This is a genomic window from Paenibacillus hunanensis, assembly GCF_034055775.1.
In the GTDB taxonomy this organism is placed as follows: Bacteria; Bacillota; Bacilli; order Paenibacillales; family Paenibacillaceae; genus Saccharibacillus; species Saccharibacillus hunanensis.
The window spans coordinates 2,179,682-2,196,374 of sequence record NZ_CP139194.1 but is presented as its reverse complement, the minus strand read 5'-3'; the positions used below and the strand labels follow the sequence as shown (position 1 = coordinate 2,196,374).

Here is a 16,693-nt window from a genome sequence, read left to right as displayed (position 1 = left end):
TGTCCGTGTCCGTGTCCGTGCCAATTATGACTTTATGTAGTTCTAATTAAAATGGGAAGCTCTGCCATTAGAGGCAGGCTTCCCAAAGAGTTCTTCTCTATACGATCCATCATAGATCAACTTAATTATGGCTGGTTCAACGAATCATAACCAGATCGCTATGCTCTGTTACTATTATCTAGCTCAAGCTTATAAGTCTAGTGCACCGCATAGGCGGAGCCGCCATCCTTACGTGCTTCTGCTAGCTTGAGCATTTCCAGCGCATGGTGATTCGTTTTCTCAGTAATCTCAACGCCGCCCAGCATACGCGCCAGCTCGTCCACACGACCATCCTCATGTAGAGATACAACACGAGTGGCTGTACGGTCGCCAACGATCTGCTTTTCGATCAAATACTGATGATCTGCCATACATGCGACTTGCGGCAAGTGAGTGATAGAGAACACCTGACATTCCGAAGACAGCTTGAACAGCTTCTCTGCGATCGATTGAGCTGCTCGTCCGCTGACACCCGTATCCACCTCGTCAAATACAAGTACAGGTACCTGCTCATGACGAGCAAAGATGCTTTTCAGTGCAAGCATAATACGTGACAGCTCACCACCGGAGGCGATTTTGCCCATTGGACGCAGCGGCTCACCCGGGTTAGGCGAGATCAGGAACTCCGCCGTATCAATCCCTTGACGGGTAATCCGAATGCGGCGATCATTCCACTCAATACCATTCGGATCAGCAATATAATCAATCTTGACTTGCAGCGATGTACGCTGCATTTGCAAGTCCTTGAGTTCAGCTTCAACTTGCTTGGACAACTCACCGGCTGCTTCACGACGCAGCTTGCTCAGTCGTTCTCCTGTTTCCAGTAGCTGATCACGAAGCTTATCCCGCTTCGCTTCCAGCTTGAGCAAATGCTCATCTTTGTTTTCCAGCAGATCCGTCTCGCGCTGGATTTTCTCATAATACGCGATAATCTGCTCTACATTTTCTCCATATTTACGGCGTAAGCCAGAGATCATGTTAAGACGGGATTCTACTTCTTCCAGTCGACCTGGATTGAATTCGATGTTTTCCTGATAACTACGCAACTGATAGACGACATCCTCCAGCTGATAATAAGCCGATTGCAATTGTTCGACTAATGGATCGAGATTTTTGGAATCATAGCGAGAGATATCGCTCAGACGGGACATGGCCACACTGATTGCACCCATCGTGCCTTCACCATTCAGGTTGTGATAGCCACCAGCTACCGCTTCCATCATTTTTTCACTATGTGATAGCCGTAGACGTTCTTCTTCCAGCGCCTCATCTTCACCTGGTTGTAGGTTAGCAGCCGCAATCTCTTCCAGCTGAAAACGATACAAATCCATCATCTGATACGTCTTCTGGCTATTTTCTTGTAATTCACGCAGCTCACGCTCGATCTTGATGTAGCTGCTATATTGCTCATTGTATTTCAGCTTAATCGGACCGATTTTTACATCGGCAAACGTATCCAGCAAGCCTAGATGGCGCTCTGGCTTCATCAATGATTGGTGCTCGTGCTGACCATGAATGTTGACGAGCTGCTCGCCTACTTCACGCAGCATAGACAGATTCACCAGCTGGCCGTTGATGCGCGCCGTGCTTTTACCGCTGCTCGTTACCTCGCGGCGAATAACCAGATGCTCCTCCGCTGTGCCCTGAATCCCCAATCGTGCAAGTGTTGACCAGACTGGGTGAGTGGAACGCAACTCGAACAGAGCTTCCATCTCCGATTTGTCACAACCGTAGCGGACAATCTCCGCTGAGCTTCTTCCGCCTGCAATCAGACCGAGCGCATCTATGATGATGGATTTACCCGCACCGGTTTCACCGCTCAGTACATGGAATCCTTTGTGAAAGTAAACGTCGATTTCTTCAATAACAGCCAGGTTTTTGATGCTCAGCATAACTAGCATGGAGCTCACTCCTTCTCGTATAAAAGACTGTATGACCCCGCTTCAAACGAAACCGGACACAAGCTCTACAGTCAGCTAACACCAGAATAAGTCTTGGCTGTATCGACGTTACGATCACAACAGAAGGAGCTTACCCTCTATCTCAGGAAATAAAGCCCATAATCTGTTCGATTACTTTCTGGCTATCGCTCTCCGTGCGGCAAATGATCAGCATCGTATCGTCACCCGATATCGTACCCATAATTTGCGGCCATTCCATACTATCCACGAGGGAAGCGATGGAATTGGCTGTACCCGGAAGGCACTTCATCACAACCAGATTGTTTGTAAAATCGATCTGTAGAAAATTGTCCACCAGTGCGCGCTTCAGCTTTTGCACTGGATTGTAGCGTTGATCGGTTGGCAAGGAATATTTATATCTTCCGTCATCTGTCGGAATCTTAATCAGTAAAAGTTCTTTGATATCCCGGGATACCGTTGCCTGCGTTACCTGGAAGCCTGCTTGACGCAATGCTTCAACCAGATCGTCCTGGGTTTCAATATCCTGATGTGTAATAATTTCTCGAATTTTAATATGTCGCTGTCCCTTCATAAAGACCTCCGCTTGGTAGTATGCTCTATCATAATCATGCAAATGATCGCTGTGATGAATAGATAATATCAGCTGTTCGTATAGAACAGACTCTATAATTATTCGTTATTATGCAGGTATATTCCTTTTTCACCTTGAAAATTGGAAAATAACCTGCTTTGCTATCGATCATCAACGTGGCATCGCACATTACCCTATTGTAACACCAAGAACGGAAGAGTCCAAACGCTGACTGGATAAGTCAGACGGGAGGAACGTTCGTTCTCATTATATAGGAATATCTGTTCGTAAATCAATAGCCAAATTGAGTTTTGATCGAAAATTCATTGCGATCGGGTGTACTACATCATTGCCAGCTATACATTCAGCTCTATACAAGCCAAAAGACCTGCGGCAGGCTGCAACGCTGCCAGTGCAGGTCTTTTCTCGTATCGCTTGCACATGCTTTCATTATCATTGTAATGGATATCAACATCATTACTTTAGACGGCGTATTGTACGATGTACTATTCTACGTCGCTTTATACCACGTCTAACCGTACGTCATATCGACCTGATACAATATTACATCATAAGTTTTATTATATGCTGTAGCCTTCATCACTACTTAGCTGTACCACCACGAAAACGATGCGACGCTTCAGCCGCGGTTCGTGCAGCCAGCTCGCTCAGATCAGATAGTTCAGGGATCGGCTCCAGCATTTCACCCTCGGCAGGTAAATGCCAGTGCGCCAGGAACTCGATATTGCCTTCTCCGCCTGTAATTGGTGAAAAGGTAAGTCCTCGCAGCTCATATCCGATCTCCTTCGCAAAGCCAAGCACATGCTCCAATACTTCCTGGTGAACCTTTGGATCGCGTACGACGCCTGTTTTCCCTACCTTTTCACGTCCAGCTTCGAATTGTGGCTTGATTAGTGCCGCTACATCCGCAGGACGAGATAACAGCTCCTTCAGCGGTGGCAGCATCAGACGCAGTGAAATAAAAGACACATCGATGCTGGCAAAGTTAGGCGTGGCACCTTCCAATTGATCTGGAGTCATATAGCGGAAATTCGTTCGCTCCATCACATGCACCTGCGGATGATTGCGTAGCGACCAATCTAGCTGATTATAGCCCACATCAATTGCATACACGTAGGAGGCACCATGCTGAAGCGCACAATCCGTGAATCCGCCCGTAGAGGAGCCAATATCCAGCATCGTACGTCCTTCCATTTCAATTCCAAAATGCTGAAGCGCCTTTTCCAGCTTCAAGCCGCCGCGACTTACATACGGATGCACAGAGCCTTTTACATTTAGCGCTGTATCGCGTGGAATTTTCATACCTGGCTTTTCCAGACGCTCTGTGCCGCCATAGACAAGGCCTGCCATCACAGCCGCTTTTGCTTTTTCCCTGCTTTCATAATAGCCTTGCTCGACGAGCAGGACGTCAAGACGTTCTTTATCACTTGCCATAGGTTATCTCCTGTACGGATTCCATATTTTTATGCAATGCTTTAGTTACTTATCATGCCATCTTATAGCGATCATAAGAGTTGTAAGCAGGTGTGTAAACAGCAAACGAAGCGGAAAATGAAACTTCCCGCTTCGCTGCCTGGTTCATTTAATCATTACACCGAATTTTTCTGAAATGTCCACGCTTGTCCTGGGGCAAGCGCCTTGAGCGATTCGGCAATATTTTCCGGTGTCAGCCCTGCTTCACGCTGCTGATCCTTGATGCTACCATGTTCAATGAATTCATCTGGAATACCCATCAAGCCCACTGTAACATCGTGAAGACCACGTGCTGCATAGAATTCTAGCACAGCGCTACCCATACTGCCTGCCTGGGAAACTTCCTCGACGACCAGCATACGTGTACCACGTGCTGCCAGATCGAGCAGCATTTCTTCGTCAAGCGGCTTCATAAAGCGCGCATTGACTACCGCTACATTCATGCCATCACGCTTGAGTTCCTCGGCAACCTCGATTCCCATCTGTACCATCGGGCCAGAAGCAAGAATCGCATAGTTATCGCCTTCGCGTACCTTTTCCCATTGTCCGATCGGGATCGGTGTGAGCTGTTGATCCAGCGGTACACCCAGACCGTTAATTCGTGGATAACGATAAGCGATTGGTCCATCATTGTATTCCAGCGCCGTCTTCATCATATGGCGCAATTCGTTTTCATCCTTCGGCATCATAATCACTATATTCGGGATATGACGCATAAAGGCAACATCGTATACACCCTGATGCGTTTCACCATCGGCACCTACAAAGCCTGCACGGTCAATCGCAAACATCACATTTGCATTGTGACGACAGATGTCATGCACGATCTGATCATACGCACGCTGCATAAATGTAGAATAGACCGCATAGACGGGCTTCATGCCTTCCATCGCCATTGCTGCGCACAGTGTTGCCGCATGCTGCTCTGCAATACCGACATCAATCATACGCTCAGGGAATCGATCCGCAAACGGGAATAATCCTGAGCCCCCTGGCATCGCAGGCGTAACCGCAACGATACGCTCGTCCTGCTCTGCAAGCTCGATCAATGTTTTGCCGAATACTTCGGTATACATTGGATTACCAGCGGCTTTTACCACCTGACCGGATTCGATTTTGTATGGCGTAATGCCATGCCATTTGTATGAATCAGCTTCGGCAGGCAAGTAGCCTTTACCTTTGATAGTGACCACATGGATCAGCACCGGACCGTCTACATTGTCTGCTTGATGGAACGTTTCCAGTAGCTTAGGTAGATCATGACCGTCGATCGGCCCGAAATACGTGAAGCCCAGCTCCTCAAACAGAATGCCAGATACCATAGCGTATTTAAGCGAATCCTTGAGCTTTTCTGCTGTTTTGGCAATCTTGCCGCCGATAGCTGGAATTTTTTTGAGCAGTTGCTCTACTTCATCCTTCGCACGCAGATAGCCTTTATCCGAGCGAATTTTACCCAGATATTTATGCATGGCGCCAACGTTAGGCGCAATCGACATTTCATTATCGTTCAGTACAACGGTCAGCTTGCGCTGCTCATGTCCGATATGGTTAAGCGCTTCAAATGCCATACCGCCAGTAAGGGCGCCGTCACCGATTACTGCAACGACCTTGTTATCTTCTTTTTTGAAGTCACGTGCAAGCGCCATCCCCATCGCTGCCGATAGTGATGTACTGCTATGTCCGGCTTCCCACACATCATGCTCGCTCTCATTGCGTTTTACAAAGCCGCACAGGCCCTTGTATTTACGCAAGGTATCAAAGCGATCCATGCGTCCGGTCAAAATTTTGTGTACATATGCCTGATGACCAACATCAAAAATAAATTTGTCCTTCGGACTGTCATACAGATAATGCAGAGCAAGCGTAAGCTCCACTACGCCCAGATTGGAAGCCAGGTGACCGCCGGTTGCTGATAATTTCTCGATCAGAAACTGGCGAATCTCTCCTGCCAGCACGGTTAACTGTTCTGTTGTCAAATCTTTGAGATCACTTGGTTGATGAATCTGTGGAAGCAGCACACCATTTCCCCGCTTTCCTTTGAACGCCCCCCGGCGCTCAAATGTTGTTTACATGCCAAAATAATACAATTCATGATTCTACGTTTTATATTACTATCCACTATACCACAAGCAGGTTCGTTTACGAAATCCGCTCTATTATAGGACTAACTCAAGAGCCATTTTACAACGATAACAGCTCATGTACAGCCTACACGATCACAGGTATATATCAAGTACACATCACATGTAGCATAAAGGTCATTCCAGCACAGATAACGGATAAACGCCCATAGATAGCAGGTTCTCGTATCACTACAAAGCTTCTGCTATCTTACTATGCGTTATCCGTTTCTTCAATCTGCGTACTGACGCATGCCCGATATCATGAATTGCTAAAATAAATCCTGATGGCTATACGTAACCATTAATGGTCACGTTGCACCAGATAATCTGCGATTTCTTCCAGACGGCGTGAATCCTTCAGATTCGCCTCCTGCAAAGCTGCCTTCGCACTTGCGGTCAGACGCTCGACTTCCTGCTTGGAAGCCTCCAGACCGATAAAGTACGGATAGGTTACCTTTTGCAGCTTGCTATCGCTTTGCGTTTTTTTGCCCAGCTTCGCTTCATCGCCGATCACATCGAGAATGTCATCCTGAATTTGGAAAGCAAGTCCGATATCCGAGCCAAAGCGTCGTAGCGCATCCAGTTGCTGCTCCGTCGCTCCTGCCGTTCTCGCTCCTGCTGTCAGGGAAAACATAAACAGATCGGCGGTTTTATGCAGGTGAATATAACGCAGCTGCTCCAGCTCGGTCATCCCCTGCTCGCCTTCCATATCGGCTACCTGACCACCAACCATCCCACGTGGGCCTGCATATTCTGCCAGATCACGCACAATCGCCAGTGCGGCTTCCGGTGCAACACCAAAGGCAGTACAGCCCGTTGCTGCATAAAAGGCATGTGTGAGCAGTGCATCTCCTGCTAGAATCGCCATTGCCTCTCCATATACCTTATGATTGGTCAGCTTACCACGACGATAATCATCATCATCCATCGCTGGCAAATCATCATGAACGAGTGAGTACGTATGTACCATCTCTATAGCGCAAGCTACAGGCAGAGCCGCTTCGCGGCTACCACCCAGCGCTTCTGCCGCAGCAATGACAAATACCGGACGTAGACGCTTGCCGCCTGCCATAAGTGAATACAGCATCGAATCAGTCAGCGTCTTAGGTACATCCCATCCAGCAGGTAGGAAGCTTTGTAGCTGCTGCTCCATTTGAACCGAAATATCATGGATATATGGCTTTAGCTCCGGACGCTCACTCAATCTCTTCACCGCTTTCAGCAGATTGGAATGGCTTTTTGCGTAGCTCTCCATCCTCTTCAACGATCATTTCGATTTTGCGTTCTACCTCTTCCAGCTTTGAGCCACATACCTGGGATAGCTGCATGCCCTGCTGAAAAAGATCAATTGCTTTTTCCAGCGGCACATCGCCATGTTCCAATTCGGAGACGATCTCCTCCAGCCGGTCCATCGCCTGTTCAAAATTAAGCTCTTGTTCCTTTGCTGCCTTCGCCATCGTTGTCCGCCTCCTTAATACTCCATATATTACATTGCAGTTGTCCATCCTGTAGATTTACTTTGATCATTTCTCCCGGCTCAACCTGCTTCACCGACTTGATCAGTTGTTGTTCCGGTTCGTCATAAACGAGACTATATCCGCGTGCCATCACCTTGAGCGGGCTGAGTGCATCCAGCTGCTTCAAGCCAAAACCAAGCTTTTGCTGCTTTTGTCTTAAAATCTGCTGCATGCGCAGCTCTAGCTGACGACGTGCAGAGTCTGTGCGTCGTTTAGCATAGATCAGCTGCTCCTGTGGATTATGGCGAGCCAAACGCTGACTCATGCGTCCAAGACGCTCACGCTGAATATGGCTGCGTCGCTGTAAGCTTGTCGTCAATCGACGTTCCAGCATATCCAGACGTGTCATATGCTGCACAAGCTGACGCTTCGGATGCAGCAAAGCAGGCGAACGACGCAAACGGATTAAGCGCTCGCGCTGACGCTGCGACAGACGCAGCAATCCTTGCTTGAGCTGTCTGCGCACCTGCACAAGCTGTGCGCGTAGCTCATTCACATTCGGCACTGCCAGCTCAGCTGCTGCTGTTGGCGTCGCTGCACGCAAATCTGCGGCAAAGTCAGCAATCGTGAAGTCCGTTTCATGACCGACCGCCGAGATGATCGGAATACGCGAGCCAGCAATCGCACGAGCGACCATTTCCTCGTTAAATGCCCACAGCTCTTCAAGTGAACCGCCACCGCGTCCAACGATGAGTACATCCGCTTCACCCATTCGGTTCAGATCGCGAATCGCCTTCACAACCGAAGGAGCTGCGCTCTTACCCTGTACCAATACAGGATATACGACAATTTTCACGGCAGGGTAGCGGCGACGCAGTGTGATCACTACATCGCGTACAGCCGCGCCGGTTGGCGAGGTGACTACACCGATCACTTTTGGATACTGCGGAATCGCACGCTTGCGCGAAGAGTCGAATAACCCTTCGTGCTCCAGCCTCTGCTTGAGCTGCTCGTAAGCGAGATACAGACTGCCGATTCCGTCCGGCTGCATCTGCGTGGCATAAAACTGATACTGTCCATCCCGTTCATAAACGGAAATATAGCCACGAGCAACGACCCGTGTGCCTTCCTTTGGAATAAAAGGAAGCCGCTGATTGTACGAAGCAAACATAATCGACTTCATGCGACTGCCTTCATCCTTTAATGTAAAATACATATGCCCGCTTGAATGGTGAGTGAAGTTGGAGATTTCGCCTCTCAGCCATACTTCGGAGAGCAGCGAATCGGACTCCATTTTCATCCGGATGTATTTGTTAATCTCCTTGATGGAGTATATACGCTGCTGTTGCGACATAACGGTCTCCTTTCTTACTTGAGTCCGTGTGCACGGCGCGCGGCAACGAGCGTGTTTTTCATCAGCATCGTGATTGTCATCGGGCCTACGCCACCCGGAACCGGGGTGATCGGACCGGACACTTCCTTCGCACTTTCAAAATCAACATCGCCAGCCAATTTGCCGTTGTCCAGACGGTTCATCCCTACGTCAATGACTACAGCACCTGGCTTGATAAAGCTAGCATCGACAAAGTTAGCGCGACCGATTGCCACAACAAGAATATCCGCCTGCTGGGTCAGCTCCTTCATGTTCGCTGTACGCGAATGACACATTGTAACTGTGGCATTTTCACGTTGCAGCAGCATCGATACCGGTTTACCTACGATATTACTGCGACCGATCACGACTGCATGCTTGCCGGACATTTCAATACCGGTACGCTTGATCATTTCAATCACACCTGCTGGTGTACATGGCAGCAGACTTTCGTCACCGATCATCAAGTTACCGACGTTGATCGGATGGAAGCCGTCCACATCCTTTTGCGGAGAGATGGCGTCGATGACTGCCTTCTCTTCGATTTGCTTCGGCAATGGCAACTGGACGAGAATACCATGAATATTATCCTGCTTGTTCAGCTTATCGACCAGTGCCAGTAGTTCTTCCTGTGACGTGTCCGCAGACAGACGGTGAACCTCCGAATAGTAGCCCAGATCATGGCAAGCCTTCTCTTTATTGCGTACATAAACATGGGAAGCCGGGTCATCGCCCACGAGCACAACCGCTAGACCTGGTTGAAAGCCCTGCGCCTTCATCGCTTCCACTTCCTGCTTGATATCCTGACGAATCTCCTGCGAAATCTGTGTACCGCTAATAATTGTTGCTGCCATGACAAATCGCTCCTTTACCATTAAAAAATGAATATGAATGAGGGCAGATGCCCTTGTATCACTGAGCTTGAATCGTTTGTGTGTATTCGTGATGCCTTTTATCCCTAAGGGATTGGATTATTTGGAACCCTTTAGCTTATCCAGATCCTGAATCATTTTACCAAGTACACCGTTAACAAACTTACCGGATTCTTCTGTACCAAAATGCTTGGACAGCTCAATTGCCTCGTTGACCGCTACCTTTGCCGGTACATCCTCGGTGAAAATCATCTCATATACAGCAAGACGCAGAATTTGACGGTCTACGCGAGATAGACGACTCACCTGCCAATTTTGCAAATAATCTACGAGCAGTCCATCAATCGCTTCGCGGTTACTACTCACACCAGCAACAACATCCAGTACATACGTTTTGAGCTGTGCTTCATTACGTACTTCCACTTCGGATTCGTTATCCGCCGCCGCTTCTTCCAGCAGCATTTCGACTGCTTCTTCTGCTTTTACTTCATTCATTTCCATTTGATAAAGACTTTGTACGGTAATTTCCCGCGCTAATCTTCTTTTCATATCATTCATATCCTTTCGGCAACCTGTGCTGGTTGCAGAATCCTCATTCGTCGCAAGCTGCTCTGATTCGTATCCTACATTCCTAACGTGTTGCCTATATATTTTATTGAAAAACGGTTACCCTCTGCAAGTTGGTAGCAGAGTGGAATGGATATTTTGCTCTGCAAACGTCACTTTTTATCTGATCCCGTGCTAGAAAATCGCTAACACTGAAGCAGTAAGATATTTTGCTTCGCAAAAATCACTTTTTATTTCACCTCGTGTTAGAAAATCGCTAACACTATAAACAAAAAAACCTGCCCACCATCATTTCCGGAAAAGCGGGGGATTGCTCACTTCATGCCGGGAATGATGGTTGACAGGGTTCATCGAAACGGACGCCAGCGATCGGCTATCCATTCACTGACACGTTGCCATGGAATGAACGAGCCTAACCGGAGATCCCGGTTACGACCGACGGTATAACCTATGAACACTAACAATGCAAAGAACAACATATCCCAAAAACCAACTGTCAAATACAAAATGCCGCAGCCGATGCCTGCCAGCACGCCGAGAATTCGTCCGCCGAAGTTCTCCCAGATCTGTTGCCATATCATGAGCGAAGCCCCTTTCTACTGCACTCTGCTCTTGAATGCAGGCGAATGAACGATATTCGCAATATAGACCGAAACGGATGATACAGGGATACCTGTAATTTCCTCCACCTCAGTATGAATACTTTTTTGCATGCTTTCGGATAGACCTGGAATCGGCGTCTCGCCATCAACAACAGCGCGAATGACAATCTCAAGTCCTGACTCCACGACACGAACGCGCGTTTTAAGATCACGCACACCTTTTGTGCGCTCAGCCACTTTCAGCGTCATATTTTCAATCGTATCCAGTGAAATTTGCACGTCTCCAAATTCTGTACGTTGATGCACAGAATGCATCGACCCACGCTCTGTTCGAATCGATACGTAGAAAAAACGGATACTTAGCAAAAACAGCACGACCGCAATAATAACGATAGTAATATACACATTTTGCTCATTGCGGTAGTCCATCGTAAAAGGAACCTGTCCGCTTAGCAGCAAAATGACCAGCACCGACAATATGCCAATGCTCAAACTGTACACAAATAAGAGCAGCCGATCGATGATTTTAGCCAAAACCTTGCAGCCCCTTTACATTATACTAAACCCCAGACTACCTCGTCGGGGGTTTATGATGGGCGGCTCCGTGTATGATCCAACGACACGGAGCGCGACCCGCTGCTCGTATCCATTCAAGCCTTCCAGATGGATACTTGTTTCATGAAAAGTGGTAATGCTTGCGAATCATACATCAAGCTGTATTATTTCACGCGGTGGGTAAATTCACTTTCTTCCTGCTTGTCCACCGTTTCCAGATGCACATCGTGAATTTGTACGTTCACTTCGATTACAGTCAGACCGGTCATCGTTTCAATCGAGCGTTTTACGTTACGTTGAATCTGTGCAGCCACCTCGGGCAAGCGATGACCGTATTTTACAATAACGGACACATCGACTGCTGCCTCGCGCTGACCGACCTCAACCTTCACGCCACGGGACAGGTTTTTGCGTCCGAGCAGCTCGGCAATACCACCGGCAAAGCCGCCACTCATACCTGCTACCCCGTCTACTTCGATTGTAGCAAGACCTGCGATCACCTCGATTACTTCAGGGGCAATCTGAATTTCACCGATATCTGTCCGTTCAAATTCAGTCGGGAATGTACTCATAATTTATACACCTCCTGCCAAGTAAACTTAATATAACATGGACCCGGTTCGTTGACAAACCAGATCACATCGCCATTATACTTCGTTTTCTTCCAGGAATTTGATGTCAAAGTCCCCGCGTACAAATGTCTCATGATTGAGCAAACGCAGATGGAACGGAATCGTAGTATGAATACCATCGATTGCGAATTCATCCAGCGCACGCTTCATTTTGGCAATAGCTTCCTCACGTGTTGGTGCCCAGACGATCAGCTTCGCGATCATGGAATCATAATACGGAGAGATCGTATAGCCCGGATACGCGCCACTGTCGACACGCACACCTGGTCCACCTGGTGCGAGATAGAAGTTAATTTTACCTGGACTTGGCATAAAGTTACGCTGCGGGTCCTCGGCATTGATACGACACTCGATCGACCAGCCGTTAATTTCCACTTCTTCTTGAGTGAACGAAAGCGGATTGCCTTCTGCTACGCGAATCATTTCCTGAATCAGATCGACACCGGTTACCATCTCAGTAACTGGATGCTCTACCTGAATACGTGTATTCATTTCCATAAAGTAGAACTTGCCATCCTGTCCAAGCAGGAATTCCAGCGTACCTGCACCGGAGTAGTTTACTGCTTTGGCTGCACGTACAGCAGCAGCACCCATCTCAGCACGAAGCTTAGGCGACAGCACCGGACAAGGAGCTTCCTCTACGAGCTTCTGACGACGACGCTGAACAGAGCAATCACGCTCGCCCAGATGCACGGCATTACCATGACGGTCGGCGATAATTTGAACCTCAACGTGCTTCATGCCGGTCAGGAATTTCTCCAGATACACACCGCCGTTACCGAAAGCTTTTTCCGCTTCCTGCTGCGCGTTAGTCATCTGTTTTACGAGCGATTCCTCATCCTCGGCGAGACGAATCCCTTTACCACCACCGCCAGCCGTTGCTTTGATGATGATTGGATAGCCGATCTCACGCGCGATTTTCACCGCTTCGTCCAGATCATCCACGATACCGTCGGAGCCTGGAATTACCGGTACGCCCGCTTGCAGCATCGTGCGCTTTGCTTCGGATTTGTCGCCCATGCGGTTGATTGCATCAGGAGACGGTCCGATAAATGTAATATTGCATGATTCGCAGATCTCAGCGAAGTCCGCATTTTCAGCCAGGAAGCCATAACCTGGATGCACCGCATCGCATTCGGTCAGCGTTGCTACGCTCATCAGGTTCGTCAGGTTAAGATAGCTATCCTTGGACAGTGTAGGCCCTACGCAATACGCTTCGTCTGCCAGACGAACATGCAGTGAGTCACGATCTGCCTCAGAATAAACCGCTACCGTAGAAATGCCCATTTCACGGCAGGCGCGAATAATACGAACCGCAATTTCGCCACGATTCGCAATTAGAATTTTTTGAAATTTCATTGTGTATGTCCTCCTCCAGCCTGTGTACGTAGGCGCGGTCTTACTCTGGTTTCACCAGGAACAGGGGCTGGCCGTATTCAACCAGTTGTCCGTTTTCAGCAAGAACCTCAACGATTGTACCATTTACTTCAGCTTCCAGCTCGTTCATCAGCTTCATCGCTTCGATGATACAAACGACCGATTTGCCATTGACTTTATCGCCAGCATTGACAAATGGACCCTTTTCCGGAGACGGAGAACGGTAGAATGTTCCGACCATTGGGGACACAATCTTATGTAGTGTCGGATCGGCTTCAGGTGTAGTTGCAGCAGGTGTTGCTGCTGGTGCGGATGCCTGTGGAGCAGCAGCCGGCTGACTTACTTGTGGTGCAGTTACAGCAGGAGCCTGAGCTTGCACATATACCGTTTCGGATTTGCCTGGTTTACGAATAACAAGGCGCGAGCCTTCGTTTTCAATCTCCACTTCCTGAACGGAAGTTTCATCCACCAGTTGAATCAGTTCTTTAATTTCGTTTAATTTAAACATCTATTCATTCACTCCTTTGGCTTCTTCGCCTAGCAACTGAGCGCAATGGGACACGCTCATTTCGGAAAATTGCACATAACGCTATGTATTATAGCACATTACTGAAAAAGTCGTGAATATCTTTGTTTGGGGCTGATGGAAAACGGATAAAACGGACTAAATGCGCGTTAATAAGTGAGGGGGAATGAGCGTTGTTAGCTTTGATCGTTGTAGTGTTTTGAAGGTAATAATATTTACAGTGTGTATAGTATTATAATTAGGATATATTTTGCATTGGGACGTATCCGGGGCTTTTTGCGGCTTATGATTATCCACTCCAGTAAGGAATAAGAGGACGGAATTAGTGGAGGGGCGAGAATCTTTTAGATTAGGAGAAAATGAAGATTCTCGCCCCTCCAAAATCGTCCTTTCCCCTTATTTCCTTGCCTTCGTTCTGTGCGTATGCAAATTGCAAAAGCGCACATACACATACACATACACATACACATACACATACACATCAAATGGTAATCAAGCTTGGCGGTGAAAGCAAACTACATTCTTTTAGCTTCGATAGATACATAGGCAACTTGTCTGTCTTGTTCTATCATTTCACCATACTTATTTTCCATTACTGACGTTATCAATCAACCATTCGTCCAATGCGTACTAATACACCGCTTGGATCACTGACGGCAAACTCATATGTTTTCCACGGTTTGATATTCGGTGAGCCCTCTTCAATAATTAATTCCCTTACCTGCTCGGCGACTGCATCCACATCATCGACATACAAATAGAGACCAAATGGATTGCTTTCAATCGTTGGCGGCCAGCCAGGGGAGTAATTCAAATGTAAATGCCAGCCACGACCATCTTCCAGGATACGATATTCACCGTAATCACTAACAACCTTGAAGCCAAGCCGTTGATAGAACGCTTCACTTGCATCTAGATCATTACATGGAATAATAGCGACGACATGATGGTTCATTGAAATTGCCTCCTTATTTTCGTGTATTGAAAATGTGGGATTGTAGTTTGTTTACATAAAAAATGGAGATGAGCAGAATAGATCTGCTATCTCCACTATACTTACTTTTAAATGAAAATTCTAATTAACGACGATCCTGCGGGCCGCCTACGAAGGCTTGCTCTTCGGTATCCAGACCATATGCGGTATGCAATGCTGTCACCACATCGTTCAAGCGACCTGCTTCGATCACGCAGGATACTTTGATTTCGGAGGTACTAACCATTTTGATGCTCACGCCCTGGGAAGAGATCGCTTCGAACATTTGAGCAGCTACACCCGGGTGGCTGACCATACCAGCGCCCACGATGGATACTTTAACCAGATCGGTTTCGGAGGTAACTTCTTCGTAAGGAAGCTCGCCACGGATCGCTGCAATCACTTGCAGTGCACGCTCGCGTTCCTCCAGATTCACTGTGAAGGAGAAGTCTGCTTTGCCGTCCATTACACCGCTTTGTACGATAATATCGACGTCGATCTTCGCCGTTGCCAGCTCGCTGAACATTTTCGCGAGTACGCCCGGTATATCGTTTACTCCTCTGATCGTGATGCGTGCCACATTTTTATCGTAAGCGATGCCGCTGACTACCGCTCCTTGTTCCATGGTTGCTTCCTCCTTCACTAACGTTCCTTCATTATAGGTAAAGCTGGAGCGTACAACGAGTTTTACATTGTTATGCTTGGCGTATTCTACGGCACGCGGATGCAATACTGCTGCACCGAGGTTAGCCAGCTCCAGCATTTCGTCATAAGAGATTTCTTTCAGCTTGCGCGCGCACTTAACGATACGCGGGTCTGTGGAATAGATTCCATCCACATCGGTATAAATTTCACATACATCAGCTTGGATTGCAGCTGCCAGTGCAACAGCAGTCGTATCGGAACCACCACGTCCAAATGTGGTAATCTCACCATCTGCGGTAATCCCCTGGAATCCGGCTACAACTACAATCTGTCCTGCCCCAAGTGCCTTGAGCACGCGCTCTGGACGAATCTTACGAATACGGGCGCGCCCATGCTCCGCTTCGGTCTCAAAGCCTGCTTGCCAGCCTGTAAACGATACCGATTCGCGTCCTTGGTACTGGATCGCAATCGATAGCATCGCCACGGAAATCTGTTCCCCTGTTGTCATCAGCATATCCATCTCACGTGCGGATGGATTCGGATTCAGCATCAGCGCCTGATCGATCAGATCATCGGTCGTGTCGCCCATCGCAGATACGACGACTACACATTGATGCCCTTCATCCTGCTTTTCAATAATACGTTTTGCTACGCGCTGCATGCGCTCTACATCGCCGACGGAGCTCCCGCCGAACTTCATTACGTATAAAGCCAAGACCTCTTCACTCCCTACTTGATACAGGCTGTGACCTGCGCCATTGCCCGGATTGAAAGCATATCCAGTATGCAGATATGACATCGTATGAAACGATTACTCTTTAACAGTATAATACGACAACGCATTAATCACTACTGCAAATTTTATGCATGCTCCTACTGTAGCAATATTCGCATAATAACGCTATGTATGGGGTGTATTCCACTACAAATGTTTCATCATTTGATGCAAATTCATCATTAAAAAAG

At 47.8% G+C, this 16,693-nt stretch carries 16 protein-coding genes; all 16 read right to left on the bottom strand.

The annotated features are described in order from the left end of the window. Positions 1-197: 197 nt before the first annotated feature. Positions 198-1,940, bottom strand: coding sequence for a DNA repair protein RecN (gene recN, locus SK066_RS08925; RefSeq protein ID WP_320544395.1), 1,743 nt, complete (start codon positions 1,938-1,940; stop codon positions 198-200). A 142-nt stretch (positions 1,941-2,082) separates the two neighbouring features. Continuing rightward, entirely contained in the window at positions 2,083-2,532 is a 450-nt protein-coding gene (gene ahrC, locus SK066_RS08920) for a transcriptional regulator AhrC/ArgR (RefSeq protein ID WP_188775217.1), read from the bottom strand. 603 nt (positions 2,533-3,135) lie between these two features. Further along, positions 3,136-3,987: a TlyA family RNA methyltransferase gene (locus tag SK066_RS08915; protein WP_320544394.1), complete on the bottom strand. Its 852-nt coding sequence runs from the start codon at positions 3,985-3,987 to the stop codon at positions 3,136-3,138. 155 nt (positions 3,988-4,142) lie between these two features. Then, the gene (gene dxs, locus SK066_RS08910) at positions 4,143-6,044 is read right to left on the bottom strand and encodes a 1-deoxy-D-xylulose-5-phosphate synthase (protein ID WP_320544393.1); all 1,902 of its coding nucleotides are present in this window, start codon (positions 6,042-6,044) and stop codon (positions 4,143-4,145) included. Between the two features lie 406 nt (positions 6,045-6,450). Beyond that, positions 6,451-7,371 (bottom strand): polyprenyl synthetase family protein, encoded by a 921-nt coding sequence (locus SK066_RS08905; RefSeq protein ID WP_373289120.1) that lies wholly within the window; start codon positions 7,369-7,371, stop codon positions 6,451-6,453. Continuing rightward, positions 7,346-7,606, bottom strand: a complete 261-nt coding sequence (gene xseB / locus SK066_RS08900) for an exodeoxyribonuclease VII small subunit (RefSeq protein WP_188775214.1) — start codon at positions 7,604-7,606, stop codon at positions 7,346-7,348. Before xseB ends, SK066_RS08905 begins: the two co-directional genes overlap by 26 nt. Beyond that, entirely contained in the window at positions 7,575-8,960 is a 1,386-nt protein-coding gene (gene xseA / locus SK066_RS08895; RefSeq protein WP_320544392.1) for an exodeoxyribonuclease VII large subunit, read from the bottom strand. The genes xseB and xseA overlap by 32 nt, the downstream gene beginning before the upstream one ends. Before the next feature lie 14 nt (positions 8,961-8,974). Then, entirely contained in the window at positions 8,975-9,832 is an 858-nt protein-coding gene (gene folD / locus SK066_RS08890; protein WP_188775212.1) for a bifunctional methylenetetrahydrofolate dehydrogenase/methenyltetrahydrofolate cyclohydrolase FolD, read from the bottom strand. 117 nt (positions 9,833-9,949) lie between these two features. Further along, positions 9,950-10,399: a transcription antitermination factor NusB gene (nusB, locus tag SK066_RS08885; protein ID WP_188775211.1), complete on the bottom strand. Its 450-nt coding sequence runs from the start codon at positions 10,397-10,399 to the stop codon at positions 9,950-9,952. Positions 10,400-10,764: 365 nt separating this feature from the next. Continuing rightward, positions 10,765-10,998, bottom strand: coding sequence for a DUF2273 domain-containing protein (locus SK066_RS08880; protein ID WP_188775210.1), 234 nt, complete (start codon positions 10,996-10,998; stop codon positions 10,765-10,767). A 15-nt stretch (positions 10,999-11,013) separates the two neighbouring features. Then, positions 11,014-11,553 carry an alkaline shock response membrane anchor protein AmaP gene (gene amaP, locus SK066_RS08875; RefSeq protein WP_250343491.1) on the bottom strand — a complete coding sequence of 180 codons (540 nt, stop codon included), beginning with the start codon at positions 11,551-11,553 and terminating at the stop codon, positions 11,014-11,016. Between the two features lie 185 nt (positions 11,554-11,738). Next, a complete protein-coding gene (locus tag SK066_RS08870; protein WP_188775208.1) occupies positions 11,739-12,146 on the bottom strand; it encodes an Asp23/Gls24 family envelope stress response protein in 408 nt (135 codons plus the stop codon). A 75-nt stretch (positions 12,147-12,221) separates the two neighbouring features. After that, positions 12,222-13,565, bottom strand: a complete 1,344-nt coding sequence (gene accC, locus SK066_RS08865) for an acetyl-CoA carboxylase biotin carboxylase subunit (RefSeq protein WP_320544391.1) — start codon at positions 13,563-13,565, stop codon at positions 12,222-12,224. Positions 13,566-13,605: 40 nt separating this feature from the next. Next, a complete protein-coding gene (gene accB / locus SK066_RS08860) occupies positions 13,606-14,091 on the bottom strand; it encodes an acetyl-CoA carboxylase biotin carboxyl carrier protein (protein ID WP_320544390.1) in 486 nt (161 codons plus the stop codon). Between the two features lie 622 nt (positions 14,092-14,713). Beyond that, a complete protein-coding gene (locus SK066_RS08855) occupies positions 14,714-15,064 on the bottom strand; it encodes a VOC family protein (RefSeq protein WP_320544389.1) in 351 nt (116 codons plus the stop codon). Between the two features lie 124 nt (positions 15,065-15,188). Further along, on the bottom strand, positions 15,189-16,442 hold the full coding sequence (locus SK066_RS08850) for an aspartate kinase (RefSeq protein WP_250343493.1): 1,254 nt from the start codon (positions 16,440-16,442) through the stop codon (positions 15,189-15,191). Positions 16,443-16,693: the final 251 nt, after the last annotated feature.